The 15,230-nt window shown below is 69.3% G+C and carries 11 protein-coding genes; 10 read left to right on the forward strand and 1 reads right to left on the reverse strand.

The window, feature by feature from the left end; genetic code table 11:
• Positions 1-28: 28 nt before the first annotated feature.
• The 10 genes from ATO11_RS11675 (at position 29) to ATO11_RS11720 (ending at position 14,293) form a co-directional block, all read left to right on the forward strand.
• A complete protein-coding gene (locus tag ATO11_RS11675) occupies positions 29-5,452 on the forward strand; it encodes an alpha-2-macroglobulin family protein (protein WP_050531029.1) in 5,424 nt (1,807 codons plus the stop codon).
• Positions 5,449-6,000: a putative glycolipid-binding domain-containing protein gene (locus ATO11_RS11680; protein ID WP_050531030.1), complete on the forward strand. Its 552-nt coding sequence runs from the start codon at positions 5,449-5,451 to the stop codon at positions 5,998-6,000. Before ATO11_RS11675 ends, ATO11_RS11680 begins: the two co-directional genes overlap by 4 nt.
• The gene (gene pbpC, locus ATO11_RS11685; RefSeq protein WP_050531031.1) at positions 5,993-8,029 is read left to right on the forward strand and encodes a penicillin-binding protein 1C; all 2,037 of its coding nucleotides are present in this window, start codon (positions 5,993-5,995) and stop codon (positions 8,027-8,029) included. Before ATO11_RS11680 ends, pbpC begins: the two co-directional genes overlap by 8 nt.
• Positions 8,030-8,296: 267 nt before the next feature.
• Positions 8,297-9,817, forward strand: a complete 1,521-nt coding sequence (gene gpmI, locus ATO11_RS11690) for a 2,3-bisphosphoglycerate-independent phosphoglycerate mutase (RefSeq protein ID WP_050531032.1) — start codon at positions 8,297-8,299, stop codon at positions 9,815-9,817.
• Positions 9,814-10,953 (forward strand): murein hydrolase activator EnvC family protein, encoded by a 1,140-nt coding sequence (locus ATO11_RS11695; protein WP_050531033.1) that lies wholly within the window; start codon positions 9,814-9,816, stop codon positions 10,951-10,953. The genes gpmI and ATO11_RS11695 overlap by 4 nt, the downstream gene beginning before the upstream one ends.
• A gap of 3 nt (positions 10,954-10,956) precedes the next feature.
• Positions 10,957-12,294, forward strand: coding sequence for a S41 family peptidase (locus ATO11_RS11700; protein WP_050531034.1), 1,338 nt, complete (start codon positions 10,957-10,959; stop codon positions 12,292-12,294).
• 58 nt (positions 12,295-12,352) lie between these two features.
• On the forward strand, positions 12,353-12,841 hold the full coding sequence (locus tag ATO11_RS11705) for an RNA pyrophosphohydrolase (protein ID WP_050531125.1): 489 nt from the start codon (positions 12,353-12,355) through the stop codon (positions 12,839-12,841).
• A 1-nt stretch (position 12,842) separates the two neighbouring features.
• Entirely contained in the window at positions 12,843-13,334 is a 492-nt protein-coding gene (locus tag ATO11_RS11710) for a hypothetical protein (RefSeq protein ID WP_050531035.1), read from the forward strand.
• 45 nt (positions 13,335-13,379) lie between these two features.
• Positions 13,380-13,856 carry an SsrA-binding protein SmpB gene (smpB, locus tag ATO11_RS11715; protein WP_050531036.1) on the forward strand — a complete coding sequence of 159 codons (477 nt, stop codon included), beginning with the start codon at positions 13,380-13,382 and terminating at the stop codon, positions 13,854-13,856.
• Between the two features lie 146 nt (positions 13,857-14,002).
• On the forward strand, positions 14,003-14,293 hold the full coding sequence (locus tag ATO11_RS11720; protein WP_050531037.1) for a hypothetical protein: 291 nt from the start codon (positions 14,003-14,005) through the stop codon (positions 14,291-14,293).
• Positions 14,294-14,353: 60 nt separating this feature from the next.
• Here ATO11_RS11720 and ATO11_RS11725 read toward each other — a convergent pair whose 3' ends face one another.
• On the reverse strand, positions 14,354-15,142 hold the full coding sequence (locus tag ATO11_RS11725; RefSeq protein ID WP_050531038.1) for a peptidoglycan-binding protein: 789 nt from the start codon (positions 15,140-15,142) through the stop codon (positions 14,354-14,356).
• Between the last annotated feature and the right edge of the window lie 88 nt (positions 15,143-15,230).

Here is a 15,230-nt window from a genome sequence, read left to right on the forward strand (position 1 = left end):
ATCGGAGCATTGATTAAGGGAGGTTCCGATGCGCCGGTTCACGTGGATTTTCAGTCTGTTGGCCGTGATTGCGGCGCCGTTGGCGGCACAGTCGATTCTGCCGGGAGCGCGGTCTGTCGTGTCGGAAAACACCGACTTTTACGGATCCGACCTGCAAGCGCTGTTCGACACGACCGAAGAGGCATGCCGCAGGACATGCACGGCGAACGCGGCCTGCGTGGCCTACACGTTCAACCGGCGGTCGAATTCCTGTTTCCCGAAAAGCGCGGTGACCGAGAGGGAGGCCTATGACGGGGCGATCTCGGTCGAGATGGTTCGGCCCGACGCGGCGGCACGAGAGCGTGCCAAGGCGCGGCGGGCGGAACTGACGTTCCTTGGCGCGCGCGACCTGACGGCGGCGCGCAACCAGGCCGAGGGGCTGGGCCGCAAGCATCCCGGCGGCAAGTGGACGGTCGAGGTGCTGCTGGACGCGGTGCGCGACCGCCGCGAGGCCGGCAACCTGCGCGAGGCGCTGCACTGGCAGGGCGCGGCCCTGTCGCAGACCGACGACGCGGCGATGTGGCTGGATTACGCGCGGCTGGCGCGCGCGCAGAAGACGTCCAGCACCTCGGAAAAGCGGCGCAACGCGGCCACGGCCCTGTCGGCGCTGATGAACGGCTACCTGCGCACGTCGAATACCGGGTTGCAGGTGACGATCCTGCAGGAGATGGGCGAGGTGCTGGAGATCGCCGGGCGCGGGCGCGACACGATCCGCGCGCTGCGGCTGGCGGAGACGATGCAGCCCCGGCCCGAGATCGTCGCGGCGCTGGACGCGGCCATCGGCAAGTACGGCTTCCGCATCGTCGAGCACCGGGTGGAAAGCGACCTTGCCCTGCCGCGCCTCTGCGCGACCTTCTCAGAGCCGCTGGTGCGGACCGGCGTCGATTACACCACCTACGTCCGACTGCCCGATGACCGGCTGGCCGTGAGCGCCGAAGGCAACCAGGTCTGCGTCGACGGGGTCGAACATGGCAGCCGCTACCAGCTGACCTTCCGCGCGGGCCTGCCCGCGGCAAGTGGAGAGGAGCTGATCAAGGATGTCGCGCTGACGCTCTACGTGCGGGACCGGTCGCCGCAGGCACGTTTCCCCTCGCGCGCCTATGTCCTGCCCAAGACGCCCGATGCGGGCGTAGCGATCGAGACGGTGAACCTTGATACCGTTGACCTGGTGATGCGCCGGGTGAGCGACCGCAACCTGTTGCGCGCGATGCAGGACAGCTATTTCGGGCGGCCCCTGTCAGCGTGGTCCGAGGACCGGTTCGACCAGATCGCGGAGGAGGTCTGGACGGGCAGCGCCGAGGTCGAGAACACGCTGAACCGCACGATGACGACGCGCCTGCCCGTGGGCGAGGTGATCGGCGGGCTGGAGCCCGGCATCTACGCGCTGACGGCGCGGGTTCCGGGTGTGGACCGCTACGATGCCGATGGCGCGACGCAGTGGTTCCTGCTGTCCGATATCGGCCTGACGAGCCTGTCGGGCGCGGACGGTCTGCACGTCTTTGCCCGTGGTCTCGCCGGGGCCGATCCGATGGACGGGCTGGAGGTCACGCTGATCTCCCGCGCGAACCGGGTGCTGGGCACAGGCGTGACCGACGCCAGTGGCGCGGTGACGTTCGAGGCCGGGCTGACGCGCGGCACGGGAGGTGCGGCACCGGCGCTGATCACCGCGCGGCGGGGGGAGGAGGACATGACCTTCCTCACCCTCACCGATCCCGCGTTCGACCTGAGCGACCGGGGTGTTGCCGGCAACCCGCCCGCGCCGCCGATCGACGTGTTCCTGACGACCGATCGCGGAGCCTACCGCGCGGGGGAGACGATCTTTGCCACCGCGCTGGTGCGGGACGGGCAAGCGAGTGCGCTGCCGGATGTGCCGCTGACGGCGATCCTGACAAGGCCCGACGGGGTGGAATACGCGCGCCATGTGAGCGCCGAGGGTGTCGATGGCGGCCACGTCTTCGACATGCCGACCGGTCCCACCGTGCCGCGCGGCTCGTGGGCCATCGCGGTCAAGGCGGACGTGGATGCGCCGCCGCTCGCCACGGCGCGGGTCCTGGTCGAGGATTTCGTGCCCGAGCGCATCGATTTCGACCTGACCCTGCCGGACGGGCCGCTGCGCCTGACGGACCGTCCGCTGATGTCGGTCGAGGCGCGGTACCTGTTCGGAGCGCCGGGCGCGGACCTGCCGGTGTCGGCCGAGTTGCGCCTTGCCGCGACCCGCGCGGTCGAAGGCTTTCCCGGTTTCGAATTCGGGCGGCATGACGTGTCCTTCACCCCGCGCTCGCGGTTCCAGGACACGATCCGGACGGATGCGGCGGGAGAGACGCAGATGGTGCTGAGCTTCCCGCAGGTCGAGGAGACGGGCACGGCCTTTGCCGCGACGGTGATCGCCGAGATGTCTGAAGGATCGGGCCGCCCGGTCGAACGCGCGATCACCGCACAAGTGCTGCCCGGCACGCCACTGCTGGGAATCCGCCAGCAAGGCGGTGACGAGGTGGTGGCCGAGGGCGGTACGGCAGCGTTCGACCTGATCGGCCTGACGCCTGATCTGAAACCCGGCCGGTTCGAGGTGGCGTGGACGCTGAACCGCGTGCGGACGCGGTACCAGTGGTACGAGCAATACGGCCGCTGGCAATACGAACCGATCACCACCCGCACCAAGGTCGCCGGTGGTACGGCGCTGATCGACGGTGCCCCCATCACGGTCGAGGCGGGCGTGGATTGGGGCCGGTACGAGCTGGTGGTGGAGCGCACGGACGGGCCGTATGCCAGCGCCTCGGTCAGTTTCTATGCCGGGTGGTTCGCGCCCGCCGATGCGTCGGCCACGCCGGACACGCTGGAACTGTCGCTCGACAAGCCCGCATACAGGGCCGGTGACACGGCGACGCTGACCGTCCTGCCGCGCGCAGCGGGCACGGCGCTGGTCACCGTCATGTCGAACCGCGTGATCGCGCGTGAGGTGGTCGAGGTGACGGCGGGCGAGAACCGCATCCCGCTGCTCGTGACCGAGGATTGGGGCGCGGGGGCCTATGTAACCGCGACCGTGATCCAGCCGATGCAGGGCGCGGCCCCGCGCACACCGATCCGCGCGCTGGGCCTTGCCTATGCCCGGATCGATCCGGGCGAGAAACGGCTGGCGGTGTCGATCGAGGCGGCGGAAGAGACCGCGCCGCGCGGGCCGCTGGACGTCGCCGTTCGGGTCGAAGGCGTCAGGGCGGGAGAGACTGCGCATGTGACGCTGGCCGCCGTCGATCTGGGTATCCTGAACCTGACCGGGTTCGCCTCCCCGGATCCGTCGGACCACTATTTCGGCCAGCGGCGGCTGGGGGTGGAATTCCGCGACCTGTACGGGCGGCTGCTGGACGGTCAGACCGGCGCGATGGGGCGCTTGCGGTCGGGCGGCGACGGCGGGGTCGAGGCGCGGCTGCAATCGCCGCCCCCGACCGAGGAACTGGTGGCCTTCTTTTCCGGCCCCGTGACGGTGGGTGCGGACGGGCTGGCGCGGGTGTCCTTCGATATGCCGGCCTTCAATGGCACCGTGCGGTTGATGGCCGTCGCGTGGTCGGCCACGGGTGTGGGCGAGGCGGAGCGGGACGTGCTGGTGCGCGACCCGGTGGTGGTGGCGACATCGCTGCCCCGGTTCCTTGCTCCCGGCGACCGGTCCCGCCTGAAGGTCGAGATCACCCATGCCAAGGGCCCGGCGGGCGAGATGCTCCTGCGGCTGGAGGCGCGGGGCGTGAGCGTCGATCTGTCGGATATTCCGTCTTCGGTCACCGTCGCGCCTCAGGGGCGCGCGGTGGTGGAGATCCCTGTCACGGCGCAAGACCCCGGCGATCATGCGCTGGTGGTGACGCTGACGACACCCGACGGGACCGAGTTGCGCAAGCCGCTCACTCTCCCGGTGCGCGCCAACGACCCCGAGATCGCGACGACCCAGCGTTTCGCGCTGGCGGCGGGCGATACCTTCACGCTGACCGACGACGTGTTCGCAGGGCTGCGTGACGGGACCGGGTCGGCCACCGTGTCGGCGGGGCCGCTGGCGCGGCTGGATGCGCCGGGGCTGTTGCAGGCGCTGGATCGCTACCCTTACGGCTGTACCGAACAGGTGACGAGCCAGGCGATGCCGCTTCTGTACCTGTCCTCTGTCGCCGAGGCGATGGACCTTGGCCGGGGCGACGCGATCCGCATGCGGATCGGGCAGGCGGTCGAGAGGGTGCTGAGCCGTCAGGGCGCGAACGGGGCCTTCGGCATGTGGCGCGTGGACAGCGGTGATCTGTGGCTCGATGCCTACGTGTCGGATTTCCTGAGCCGCGCGCGGGCGCAGGGGCACGCGGTGCCCGACCTCGCCTTTGACACGGCGCTGGACAACCTGATGAACCAGGTGAACTACGCCCCCGATTTCGACAACGGCGGGCAGGATCTGGCCTATGCCCTGATGGTGCTGGCGCGCGAGGGGCGCGCGGCGATGGGGACGCTGCGGTACTACGCCGACGAAAAGCGCACGAACTTTGCCACGCCGCTGGCCGCGGCGCAGATCGGCGCGGCGCTGGCGATGTACGGCGACCAGGCGCGGGCCGACATGATGTTCGCGCAGGCCGTGCGGCAGACGGTGCGCCTGCCTGGCGAAGACCGCCTGTTCCGCGCAGATTTCGGCACGTCGCAGCGGGACCTGTCGGGGCTGTTGACGCTGGCGGTCGAGCATGGCTCGACCGTGGTGGATCGCGAGGCGCTGACGCAGCTGATCAACGCGCGCGGGCGGCCCCGGTCGACGCAGGAGCAGGCCTGGGCCCTGCTGGCGGCGCAGGCGATGCTGCGCGATCCGTCGCTGTCGGATGTGCGGGTGAACGGCCAGCCGATCGACGGGCCCTTCGTGCGCGTGCTGGAGGATCAGGCGATGGCGGATCCGCTGGCGATCACCAACGGCGCGGCGGTCACGACCGACCTGACGCTGACCACCTTCGGTGTGCCCGACGTGCCGGTGCCTGCTTCGGGCTATGGCTATACCCTGACGCGGGCCTTTTACACGATGGACGGCGAGCCGATGCCGGGTATCGCGAATGTGGGCGACCGGTTCGTCGCGGTGCTGACCGTTTCGCCCGCCGAAAAGGGGCAGGCGCGGCTGATGGTGAACGATGCGCTGCCCGCCGGGTTCGAGATCGACAATCCCAACCTGATCCGCGCGGGCGACATCCGCGCGCTCGACTGGCTGAAACCGTCCCGCGCCGAGCATACCGAGTTCCGCGCCGACCGCTTCCTTGCCGCCGTGGACAAGCGCGACGAGAAGCCGATCACGCTGGCCTATATCGTGCGGGCGGTGTCGCCGGGCGTGTTCCACCACCCCGCCGCCACGGTCGAGGACATGTACCTGCCGCAGTTCCGCGCCCGCACCGAGGCGGGCCGGATCGAGATCCGGTGACCCAGCCCGTCGCGTCCATCCGGTGGCGCAGGCTGGACGGTCCGGGAGAGGATGCCTGCCGTCTCAGCCGGCAGGACAGCGGCTGGTTGCTGGTGGGCCATGCGCGGTTCGATGACAGCGCGCTGGATTACGTTGTCCGCTGCGATCCCGCGTGGCGCACGATCAGCGCGGACGTGGCCGGCACCGCGGAGGGCCGGGACGTTGGCTGGGCCTTTGCCCGTGACGCGGACGGATGGACGATGAACGGCGAGCGGCAGGACGTACCGCCCGAGGCACGGGACATCGACCTTGCCTTTACCCCGGCGACGAACCTGATGCCGGTCCGCGTGTTGCAACCGGGCCAGAAGGCCGGTGTGCGCGCGGCGTGGTTCCGGTGGCCCGAGGCACGGCTGGAGCTGCTGGAACAGGTCTATGTCCGGGAGGACGAGGCGCGCGTGCGCTACGTCTCGCACACGACCGGCTTTCGCGCCGACCTGACGGTCAACGCGGACGGGTTCGTCACAGACTATCCGGGCTTGTGGCGGGCCGAGGAGCAGGGCGATGCGTAGGCATGCAGTCCTTGTTGCGGCGTTGGCCCTGTGGGCGCTGGGCGCGGGGCTGGATGCCGCGCGGGACTGGATCGACGCGACCGTGTTGCCGCCGCTGGTGGCCGAGACCTCGGTCGAGGTGCGGGACCGCGACGGGCTTTTGCTGCGCGCCTTCACGGTCGAGGACGGGCGCTGGCGGCTGGCGGTGCACCGCGCGCAGGTCGATCCCGATTACCTGAAGATGCTCGTCCGGTACGAGGACAAGCGGTTCTACCGACATGGTGGCGTCGACCCGGTGGCGCTGGCGCGGGCGGCCGTGTTGTCGCTGTGGCACGGGCGGGTCGTGTCGGGCGGATCGACCCTGACCATGCAGGTCGCGCGGCTGCTGGAGAACTCGGGCACCGGGCGCATGGCGGGCAAGCTGCGGCAGGTGCGGCTGGCGCTGAAGCTTGAGCGGGTCATGTCGAAGGACGAGATCCTTGGCCTCTACCTGCTGCACGCGCCCTATGGCGGCAACCTTGAAGGCGTGCGCGCGGCGACGCTCGCGTATTTCGGGAGGGAACCGGCGCGGCTGACCCCGGCGGAGGCGGCGCTGCTGGTGGCGTTGCCGCAAGCGCCCGAAGCCCGCCGCCCGGATCGCCGCCCCGAGGCCGCGCGCGCCGCGCGGCTGCGGGTACTGGCGCGGCTGCACGAGGCCGGTCTGATCGCGGACGAGACGCTGGCGGTGGCCGATCGCGAACCCTTCCCCGAGGGCCGCACGCCCTTCCCGACCCTTGCCGCGCATCTGGCGGAGCGCGCGCGAGAGGCCGAGCCGACATGGCCGCGCCATGACCTCACCGTGGAGCGCGGCTTGCAGGTCGCGCTGGAGAAGCTTGCCGCGCAAACGGCGCGGGAGGCGGGGCGGCGGTTGTCGGTGGCTATCGTGGTGGCCGATCACGGGACGGGGGAGGTGCTCGCCTCGGTCGGGTCGGCGGGCTACCGCGACGAGGCGCGCGAGGGGTTCGTCGACATGACGCAGGCCAAACGCTCGCCCGGATCGACGTTGAAGCCGTTTGTCTACGCGCTGGCGTTTGATCGGGGGCTCGCCCATCCCGAGACGCTGATCGACGACCGGCCCGTCGATTTCGACGGCTACGCGCCGCAGAATTTCGACGGGGTGTACCGGGGTGAGTTGCACGTGGCCGAGGCCTTGCGGCTGTCGCTGAACACGCCGGTGGTGCAGGTGGCGCAGGCGCTGGGTCCGGCGCACCTGATGTCGGCGCTGACGCGCACCGGGGCCACTCCCGAGTTGCAGGGAGAGGCGGCGGGACTTGCGGTGGTGCTTGGCGGGGTTGGCCTGACGCTGGAAGAGCTGACCCGCGCCTACGCCGCGCTGGCCCGGATGGGCGAGACCGCGCCGTGGCACTGGCGCAAGGGCGCCGAAGGGCCCGCGCCGCGCCGGTTGGTGGAACGCCGCGCGGCGTGGCAGGTGGGGCACGTGCTGGCCGACCTGCCGCCGCCGCCCGGTTCGGTGCCGTGGCGCTTCGCCTACAAGACCGGCACGTCCTATGGCCACCGCGATGCCTGGGCGCTGGGATGGGACGGGCGGCACGTTGTGGGCGTCTGGGTCGGGCGGCCCGACGGGACGCCGGTGCCGGGGGCCTTCGGCGCCGACATCGCCGCGCCGTTGCTGTTTGCCGCCTTCGAGCGGGTGAAGCCCGAGGTCGATCCCTTGCCCGCGCCGCCGCCCGAGACGCTGATCGTCGCGCAGGACCGGCTGCCCGCGCCCCTGCAACGGTTCCGCCCGCGCGGAGAGGTCGCGCGAACGGACGGGCCGAAGCTGGCCTTTCCGCCCGACGGCGCGCGCGTGGCGCTGGACCGGGGCGCGCTGACGGTGAAGGTGCGCGGCGGACGCGCGCCGTTCCTGTGGCTGGCCAACGGTGCGCCCGTGGGCGCGCGGGATCACAGGCTGGAGCGGGTGCTGGACGGGCTGGGCCGCGGCTGGACCGAGGTGACGGTGATCGACGCCGACGGCCGTGCCGCGCGGGCGCGGGTGGAGTTGACGGAGTGACAGTTTAGGCGTGATCCCCGCGCGCCATTGACGGCGCGCGCGGTGGCGATCCGGACGTCGGGCTTGGGTGCTTTATGGCGGCCATTTCCGCACAACACACTTGCTTTGCGCAATGACCAGCCAAATCGCCGCCGCGTGGGGGCGCGCCGGCGATGGCGCGGCGGGCTGCGGCCTTGATTCCGCGCAAGGAAGCACGCACCCCCCTTTCCCGGTTCCCCCCGACGCACCGCGCCGTTAAAACGGCAGCACGCCATCCCGGAGACGCCCATGCCCGTGCCCAAACCCGTTGTCCTGTGCATCCTTGACGGTTGGGGAGTGAGCGAGGGGCGCGAGGCGAACGCGCCGGTGCTGGCCCGGACGCCGACCTTCGACCGGCTGATGGCGACCTGCCCGCATGCGACGCTCACCACCCATGGCCCCGCCGTCGGCCTGCCCTCGGGCCAGATGGGCAATTCCGAGGTCGGCCACACCAATATCGGCGCGGGCCGGGTGGTGGCGATGGACCTTGGCCAGATCGACCTCGCGATCGAGGACGGGTCGTTCTTTGACAACCCCGCGCTCGGACGCTTCATCGACAGGCTGAAGGACACCGGCGGCACCGCGCACCTGATGGGCGTCGTGTCGGACGGGGGCGTGCACGGCCATATCGCGCATATCAAGGCCGCGACGCGGGCGCTGACCGATGCGGGCGTGCCGGTGGTCATCCACGCGATCACCGATGGCCGCGACGTGGCGCCGAAATCCGCCGACGGCTTCATCGCCGACCTCGTCGCGGACCTTCCCGCCACCGCCCGCATCGGCACCGTGATCGGGCGTTACTATGCCATGGACCGCGACAACCGGTGGGAGCGGGTCGAGACCGCCTATGCCGCGATGGTGCGGGGCGAGGGCGCGCGGGCCAACACCGCGCAGGACGCGGTCGAAGCGGGCTATACCAACGGCAAGACCGACGAGTTCCTGCCCGCCACCGTCATCGGCGACTACGCGGGCATGGAAGAGGGGGACGGGCTCTTCTGCCTCAACTTCCGGGCCGACCGCGCGCGGGAAATCCTCGCCGCGATCTGCGACCCGGAATTCGACGGGTTCGACCGGCGGGAGATGCCCAAGCTGGCAGCGCGGCTGGGGATGGTGGAGTATTCCGACCGGCATGCCGAATGGCTCGACACCGTGTTCCCGAAGCGGGAGATCGTGAACACGCTGGGCGCATGGGTCGCCAAGGCGGGCAAGCGCCAGTTCCGTCTGGCGGAAACCGAGAAATACCCGCACGTCACCTTTTTCCTGAATGGCGGCGTGGAAACACCCGAACCGGGGGAGGACCGTCACATGCCTCCGTCCCCCAAGGTGGCGACCTATGACCTGCAGCCCGAGATGTCGGCGGAGGCGGTGACCGATGCCTTCGTGAAGGCAATCGAGGACGGCTATGACCTGATCGTCACCAATTATGCCAACCCGGACATGGTGGGGCATACCGGCGATCTGGATGCGGCGATTGCAGCCTGCGAGGCGGTGGATCGCGGGCTGGCCCGCGTGGTGGCCGCGCTGGAAAAAGCCGGTGGCGCGATGGTGCTGACCGCCGATCACGGCAATTGCGAGGTGATGGTCGATCCCGAAACCGGCGGGCCGCACACGGCGCATACGCTGAACCCGGTGCCCGTGATCCTGTTTGGCGGGCCGGAGGGCGCGACGCTGCGCGAAGGTGGGAAGCTGTCCGACCTTGCGCCGACGCTCTTGCAGCTGATGGGGCTCGACCAGCCGGACGAGATGACCGGGACGTCTCTGATCGCATGAGGCTGGGCTGGGCTCTTTGTCTGTGGCTGGGGGTCGGGCTTGGCTTCGGCGGGCCGGCGGTCGCGCAGGAGGCGGAAGAGATTGCCGCCGCCGCGACCCGCGCCGCCGACCGGCTGTCCGAGGCGACGGATGCTCTGGAAGCAGCGAAGGGCGCGCGGGACCGCGTGCGCGCGCTGACCGGCGCGGTGCAGAGTTACGAGGCAGGGCTTGCCGCGCTGCGGGACGGCTTGCGCGCCGCCACCATCGAGGAGCGCCGCCTTGCGCTGAAGCTGGACGCGCAGCGCGCGGAACTGGCGCAGCTACTGGGCGTGCTGCAATCCATGGGCGACAACGCGCGGCCCACGGCCCTGCTGCACCCGTCGGGCGCGCTGGGCACGGCGCGGGCGGGGATGCTGGTGAGCGACGTGGTGCCCGCGCTGGATGCCCGCGCGCAGGCGGTCGCCGCCGATCTTACCCGCGTGCGCGACATGCGTGCCGTCCGCCAGAAGGCGGCGGCGGACCTGCAGGCGGGGCTGGCGCAGGTGCAGGAGGCGCGCGTGGCGCTGAGCCAGGCGCTGGCCGACCGGGTCGACCTGCCGCGCCGGTTCATCGAGGACCCCGCCCGCACCGCCGCGCTTCTGGCCGCGACCGACACGCTGGATGCCTTTGCCACGCAGATCCGCAGCGTGGCGCGCAACGAGGTGCCGGGCAGCCTGCCGTCGGTCCTGCACCGCAAGGGGCGCCTGCCGATGCCGGTGCAGGGCGTGATCCTGCGCCGCGCGGGGGAGGCCGACGCGGCCGGCATCACCCGGCCCGGCATCGTCATGGCGACCCGCCCGCAGGCGCTGGTCACTACGCCGGTGGCGGCAACGATCCGCTATCGCGGCCCCTTGCTGGATTACGGGCTGGTGATGATCCTTGAACCGCAGGCCGATCTGATGTTCGTTCTGGCGGGCATGGAGGTCGTCTATGGCGAGACCGGCGAGGTCGTGCCCGCGGGCACCCCGGTGGGCCGCATGGGAGGTACGCCCGCGGACCTGTCGTCACAGGGGCGTGAGGGGGCTGGCACTGACCGGACAGAGACGCTCTATATAGAGGTCAGAGAGGGGCAAAGCCCGGTGGACCCGCAAACGTGGTTCGCCCAGGACAAAGGATAGTCGATGAGAAAAGTGGTCATGGCCGTTTCGGGCGGCGTGCTGGCGGGGATCCTTGCGACGACGCAGATCGCCGCGCCACTGCTGGCGCAGGAAGCGACGGCGAAAACCAGTGTCTACGAGCAGCTTGACCTGTTCGGCGACATCTTCGAGCGCATCCGCGCGCAGTATGTCGAGGAGGTCGACGAATCCGACCTGATCGAAGCGGCGATCAACGGGATGCTGACCTCGCTTGATCCGCATTCGTCCTACCTGTCGCCCGAGGACGCGCAGGCGATGCGCGTCCAGACGCGCGGCGAGTTCGGGGGCCTTGGTATCGAGGTCACGCAGGAAGAGGGCTTTGTCAAAGTCGTCTCCCCCATCGACGGCACACCCGCGATGGAAGCGGGGATCGAGGCGGGTGATTTCATCACCCACGTGGACGGCGAATCGGTGCTGGGCCTTGGCCTTGACGAGGCGGTCGACCTGATGCGCGGCCCGGTCGGGTCGGAAATCATCATCACCGTCGTGCGCGAGGGTGAGGCGGAGCCGTTCGACGTGTCGATCATCCGCGACACCATCAAGCTGACCGCCGTGCGGTCGCGGACGGAAGGGTCGACGGTCGTCCTGCGGATCACCACGTTCAACGACCAGACCATGCCGAACCTCGAAGCCAAGCTGGCCGAGGAGGTCGAGGCGCTGGGCGGGATGGACAACGTCACGGGCTTCATCGTCGATCTGCGCAACAACCCCGGCGGCCTCCTGACGCAGGCGATCCGGGTGTCGGACGCCTTCCTCGAAAAGGGAGAGATCGTGTCGACGCGGGGCCGCGACCCGGCGGATGGCGACCGGTTCAACGCAACCCCCGGCGACCTGGCCGAGGGCAAGCCCATCGTGGTGCTGATCAACGGCGGGTCGGCCTCGGCCTCGGAAATCGTGGCGGGGGCGCTGCAGGATCACCGCCGCGCCATCGTGGTGGGCACCAAGTCCTTCGGCAAGGGATCGGTCCAGACGGTCATGCCGCTCCGCGGTGACGGCGCGATGCGCCTGACCACGGCGCGGTATTACACGCCGTCGGGCCGGTCGATCCAGGCGCTGGGCATCTCGCCCGACATCGTGGTCACCCAGCCGCGCCGCGAGACAAACCCCGAGGACGAGGGCGAGACGGAAACCCGCCGCAACCGGTCCGAGGCGGACCTGCGCGGATCGCTCGACAACGACTCGCTGACCGAGGACCAGATCGAGCAGATCAAGGAAGAGCAGGCCAAGGCCGAAGCCGCCGCCGCGCTGCGCGAGGAGGATTACCAGCTGTCGTATGCCATCGACATCCTCAAGGGCCTGAGCGCGCTCGGCCCGTCGGACTGAACCTGAAAGGTAGGTCGGATGAAATCATCCGACCTACATCCCGTTGCAAGTGATGGTCATGACCCCGGAACAGATCGCCAAGCTGCCTTTCCGCCCCAACGTGGGCATCATGCTGCGCAACGCGGACGGGCTGGTCTTTACCGCCCAGCGCAAGGACAGGCCCGCGGGAACAGAGGCCTGGCAGATGCCGCAGGGCGGGATCGACAAGGGCGAGGACCCGCAGGCCGCCGCCCTGCGCGAACTGGAAGAGGAAACGGGCATCCCGCCCACGCTGGTTCGGGTCGAGGCGGAAGCGCCCGACTGGATCGAGTATGACCTGCCGCCCGAGCTGCAGGGACGGCTGTGGGGCGGCAAGTGGCGCGGCCAGACGCAGAAGTGGTTCCTGATGCGGTTCACCGGATCGGACGATTGCATAGACATCTTCAAGTACGATCACGAATTCACCGAATGGCGGTGGTCGCCGGTCGATGCGCTGATCCCCAACATCGTGCCCTTCAAGCGCGACGTCTACGCGCGCGTGATCGACAGTTTCGCAGATCACCTGTGACATGCGCGCGCTGGCCCTGATCCTTGGCCTTCTGGCCGCCGGACAGGCCGCCGCGCTGTCCTGTGTGCCGCCGGACGTGGCGCGGACGTTCAAGTGGGCGGATGAACAGGAGGACCGGTATCTCGTGATCCGGGGCATCTTCACGTTCGACGAGGCCAAGCTGCCGAGCCCGCCGCGCAAGGATCCGAACGCGACCAGACCGGTGACCGAGATCACGGCGGCCTTTGCCGGGCACAGCCTGACGCGGAAGGGGTTTACCGAGCCGCTTGACCGCGACCTGACCCTGCGGGTCACGTGCCTTGGCCCGTGGTGTGGCGGTGCGCAATCGGGAGGCCAGATGCTGGCCTTTGCGCGGATCAGGGATGACGGTGGTTTCGAGGTCGACATCGGGCCGTGCGGCGGCAATGCCTTCCCGAACCCGACCGCGAAAATGGAGCGGCGGTTGCGCCGGTGCCTGCGCGGCGGTCTCTGCCAGCCGCGCACGGACTTCTAGCGCTCCTAGACAAGGCCGCTGCCGCACCCTACCTAGGCTGTCACCATGGCCAAGCCCAAGACAGATCCCAATTACAAGGTCGTCGCCGAGAACCGGCGCGCACGGTACGATTACGCGATCGAGGACGATATCGAATGCGGCATCGTCCTTGAGGGGTCCGAGGTAAAATCCCTGCGGCAAGGCGGCGCGAACATCGCCGAAAGCTATGCCGCGGTGGAGGAGGGCGAGTTATGGCTCGTGAACTCCACGATCCTGCAATACGACCAGGCCAAGACGTTCAAGCATGACGAAAAGCGCCGCCGCAAGCTGCTGGTCAGCCGCAAGGAGCTGTCGCGCCTGTGGGCCGATACGCAGCGCAAGGGCATGACGCTGGTGCCGCTGGTTCTGTATTTCAACCATCGCGGCATGGCGAAGCTGAAGATCGGCATCGCCAAGGGCAAGAAGAACGTCGACAAGCGCGCGACCGAGGCCAAGCGCGACTGGAACCGCCAGAAACAGCGCCTGCTGCGCCACGGCGAATAGGCCCGCGCGCAGGCCACGGGGAACCGGGAATGGCATTTCCCGCTAGGTGAAATGCAGCATAGGACGTATTTCGGGGGCGGCAGTGCCGCTTTCGGGGGCCGGCGCGCTGTGTCACCTGTTGAAGGGCGCCCGCGAAAGGGAACGCAATGGAACTCATTATCTCGCTGATCTCGGGCGCGGTTGGCGGCAACGTCGCCGGTGGCCTTCTGAAGAAGCTGGACCAGGGCACGCTGATCAACTCGATCTCGGGCATCGTGGGCGGCGGCATCGGTGGCCAGTTGCTGGGCATGATGGGCGCACCGGGTCTGGAAGGCGCGGCGGGCGAGGCCGGTGGCCTCGATATCGGCGCGATCATCGGGCAGGTCGCGGGTGGCGGCGTCGGTGGCGGCGTGGTGCTCGCCATCGTCGGTGCCGTGCGCAACATGATGGCCAAGTGATGTGATCGGGTGCCCGGTCAGTGGCCGGGCACCCTTTACGCGTGGCAGCGCCGGCGCGGTTCAGCCGCCGAGGGCCTCCCACGTGTCCTTGCCGACGATCCCGTCGTCTTCGAGCCCCGTCGCGCGCTGGAACATCAGCACCGCAAGCTCGGTGGCCGGGCCGAAATCCCAGTCGATCGCGGTGGGGAAGCCGGCACCTGCCAGCAGCCTCTGCAATTCCGCCACGGACGCGCCGAACGATCCGCGTCGCAGCACCGGGCGCGCGCCGCCCTGCTGGCTGGCCACGATCAGGCCCTGACGGGCGCGCAATGCCTCCTTCGCCTTGCGCAGGTACTGACGGCGGTCTTCCAGCCCGTTCAGCCCGCCGTTCACCAGACGGGTGACCGCTTCAAGGTCGTCGCGGTCGGAGGGGTCGTTGATCGACCGGCTTTTCCAGAACTCGCAGGCGATCTTCAGCGAGGTCAGGGGCTCGCCCGCCTGTTCCGGGTTGCCCTCGAGGTCAAGCCCCAGCTTGCCACCGATGCGGCGGTAATTGTCCCGCCCGGTCAGTTGCATCAGGCCGCGCCCCTTGTACCGCTTGCCGTCACCGGGATGGATGTTGCCGAGGTCCTGCCGCCCCTCGTATGCCGCGCCCGAGGCGAACTCCTCGGTCGTGCGAAAGCCTGCGCATTCATGCGTGACCTGCCCCATGAAATGCGCGATCCGCAGGAAGGTCGAGATGTTGTAGCTTTCCAGAATTTCGGAGAACTGGCCCGAGATCGCGCCGACGATCCGGCGCTGGGCATCGGCCTTGTCGCCGGAAAAACGGGGGGCGACCGCAAAGATGAAATCACCGTCAACGGGTATCATGACAAATCCTTTCAATTCAAAATAACTGGATCAATGGTACCATTTCGGGAGGCTTTCTCAAAACGCGCTATGTGAAGTTCAGCGCGCG

This window comes from Pseudaestuariivita atlantica (genome assembly GCF_001205715.1).
In the GTDB taxonomy this organism is placed as follows: domain Bacteria; phylum Pseudomonadota; class Alphaproteobacteria; order Rhodobacterales; family Rhodobacteraceae; genus Pseudaestuariivita; species Pseudaestuariivita atlantica.

What these genes read in the sequence shown, in the direction of transcription:
- smpB (WP_050531036.1), top strand. Translation starts at nt 13,380, where the DNA reads ATGGCCAAGCCCAAGACAGATCCCAATTACAAGGTCGTCGCCGAGAAC.
- gpmI (WP_050531032.1), top strand. Translation starts at nt 8,297, where the DNA reads ATGCCCGTGCCCAAACCCGTTGTCCTGTGCATCCTTGACGGTTGGGGA.
- ATO11_RS11710 (WP_050531035.1), top strand. Translation starts at nt 12,843, where the DNA reads ATGCGCGCGCTGGCCCTGATCCTTGGCCTTCTGGCCGCCGGACAGGCC.
- ATO11_RS11700 (WP_050531034.1), top strand. Translation starts at nt 10,957, where the DNA reads ATGAGAAAAGTGGTCATGGCCGTTTCGGGCGGCGTGCTGGCGGGGATC.
- ATO11_RS11720 (WP_050531037.1), top strand. Translation starts at nt 14,003, where the DNA reads ATGGAACTCATTATCTCGCTGATCTCGGGCGCGGTTGGCGGCAACGTC.
- ATO11_RS11705 (WP_050531125.1), top strand. Translation starts at nt 12,353, where the DNA reads ATGACCCCGGAACAGATCGCCAAGCTGCCTTTCCGCCCCAACGTGGGC.
- ATO11_RS11725 (WP_050531038.1), bottom strand. Translation starts at nt 15,142, where the DNA reads ATGATACCCGTTGACGGTGATTTCATCTTTGCGGTCGCCCCCCGTTTT.
- ATO11_RS11675 (WP_050531029.1), top strand. Translation starts at nt 29, where the DNA reads ATGCGCCGGTTCACGTGGATTTTCAGTCTGTTGGCCGTGATTGCGGCG.
- ATO11_RS11695 (WP_050531033.1), top strand. Translation starts at nt 9,814, where the DNA reads ATGAGGCTGGGCTGGGCTCTTTGTCTGTGGCTGGGGGTCGGGCTTGGC.
- pbpC (WP_050531031.1), top strand. Translation starts at nt 5,993, where the DNA reads ATGCGTAGGCATGCAGTCCTTGTTGCGGCGTTGGCCCTGTGGGCGCTG.